This is a genomic window from Micromonospora sp. KC207, from assembly GCF_004348615.1.
Taxonomy (GTDB): Bacteria; Actinomycetota; Actinomycetes; order Mycobacteriales; family Micromonosporaceae; genus Micromonospora.
The window spans coordinates 1-2,249 of the sequence record NZ_SMKJ01000524.1 but is presented as its reverse complement, the minus strand read 5'-3'; the positions used below and the strand labels follow the sequence as shown (position 1 = coordinate 2,249).

Here is a 2,249-nt window from a genome sequence, read left to right as displayed (position 1 = left end):
GGACCGACCAGAGCAGCCGCCGCCACCACGGGCGGGCGGCGCGCAGGGCGGCGACGTACTCGCCGGCCAGGGCGGCGGCCCGGTCCGCCTGCTCGGTGGCGGCAGCGCCCGGCGCGAAGGCGAGTTGGTTGAGCAGCCCGGCCAGCTCCCCCAGGTCCGGCTGCGCGGCACCAGCGGCGCGCGCGTCCGCCAGGGAGTCGGCCAGGGCGGCGCGGGCCCGCTCCGCGACCTCCGTGGCGGCGAGGTCCCCGCCCACCGGCCGCCCGGCCAGCCGCAACGCGTCGGTGACCTCCCGCCAGGCGCCGGCGATCCGTCGGCCGGGGTCGCCCGTGGACAACCGGGCCCGGGACCGCGCCCGGCGCATCGCGACCAGCGCCGCCAGTGCCGCCCCCACCAGGAGCAGCAGGCCACCCGCGCCGCCACCGACCAGCACCGGGGTCGACAACCCGCCCGGGGTGACCGGCCGCCCCGGCGCGACCTGCGCCGGCGGGGTCCCGCTCGGCTCCAGGGTCGGCTCGGGCACCTCCGACGGCGGTGGGTCCTCCTGCGCCGGGCGGAAGTCCTCCTCCACCGGGCGCGGCTCGTCGTCGGGACGGGGCAGCGGGTCGAACGCCACCCACCCGAGGCCGGAGAAGAGCACCTCCGGCCAGGCGAACGCGTCGGCCGCCCGCACCGGCCCGTTCCCGGTGGAGGAGAAGCCGACCACCACCCGGGTGGGCAACCCGGACAGCCGACCCAGCACCGCGAACGCCGCCGCGAACTGCTCCGACGTGCCGCGCTGCCCGCCGCTGTCGCGCGGGCCGAAGAGGAAGAAGTTCAGGTTCGGGTACGCGTGGCCGCTCGGCGCGTCCGCCACCACCCGGTAGTGCTCGGCGAGGAACTGCTCGATCGCCGCCGCCCGCGCGTACGGGGCCCCGTTGTCCTCGGCGATCTGTGCGGCGAGCCGACGCACCGGGTCGGGCACCCCCTCGGCCACCCGCAGCACCCGGGCCACCTCGTGCCCGGCCGGCACGTTCGCCGTGGCGAGCAGGTTGTTGTCGGGCCGCTCCGCAGCCGAGGTGACCGTGTACCGCAGCCCCGGCGTCAGCCCCTCCGGCCGGATCAGCGTCCCCGTCAGCGGGTCGTACGCCACCCGGGCACCGCCGATCTCACGCGGGGTGGCCACGGCGGGCAGCAGCCGACCGCTCAGGTCCGCCACGGTGATCTCCTGCCGGACCGTCTGCACCGTGGCTCCCGGTGCGGGCTGCGCCGCCGGCAGGATCCGGCCGGCGTTGCGGTACGTCGCCCCGACCCGCCAGGTCACCCCGTCGTAGTCGCTGAGCACCGCGAGCCGGATCCGCACCGACCCGCCCCCGCCATCGCCGGGCGGGCCCCCGACGCCGCCCGGCGGGGCGTCGGGGCGCTCCGTGGCCACCTCCAGCAGCCTCTGCTGCGGGTTCAGCGCCCAGCCGGAGATCCGGATCAGCGGGTTCTCGTCCAACGACTCCACCCGCGGCGGCTCCACGTACCGGCGCGGGTCCACCGGGCGTTCGTCGACCCGGCCGGCCACCACCGGCCCGAGCAGAGCGGCCAGCCCCACCACCACGACGAGGCCGGCGGCGGCGGTCGCGGCCAGGCGTACCCGGACGGCGGCCCGCACCCCGGGAGCCAGCCCGGCGGTCGGGTCCGGGCCGCCCGCGCCCGGCCGCCCGGACGGCACCGCGAGCCCCAGCGCGGCAACCGCCGCGAACGCCACCGTCGGCCAGATCGCCGGATCGGCGTTCGGCCCGACCACGTACAGCGCCCCCGCGTAGAGCAGCGCCGGGGGAAGGTATCCCAGCAGCACCCGGCCGGCACGCAACGCCACCTCCGCGCCGGCCAGCCCGGCCAGCCACGCCGCGACCAGCGGCACCAGCACCGTGTCCGGGGTCGGCTCGACCGGGATCATCGCGGTCAGCAGCCGGGGGATGCCGTTGCGGGCCGCGTCCGCCGACACCTCCACCAGCGAGCCGGGCAACCCCGCCGCGTCGGCGGACACCCGCAACGACCACGCCGTGAAGCCGGCCAGGCCGGCCACCGACAGCGGGGCGACCAGCCAGGACGGCAGCCGCCGGACGGCCACGCTGACCAGCACCGAGCCGACCGCCGCACCGACCACCAGCCAGGTCAGCAGCCCGCCCGCGTACACCCGGCCGAGCACCACCCCGGTCAGCGCGACCATCGCGACCAGCGCGAGCGGCAGGGGCGCGGCCCGCAGCACCCTCACCACC

1 protein-coding gene is annotated in these 2,249 nt (G+C 78.5%); it reads right to left on the bottom strand.

The window, feature by feature from the left end; genetic code table 11:
* Positions 1-2,248: transglutaminase domain-containing protein (locus E1258_RS32080; protein ID WP_132407662.1), on the bottom strand; the 2,248-nt coding region annotated here is incomplete at its 3' end.
* Position 2,249: the final 1 nt, after the last annotated feature.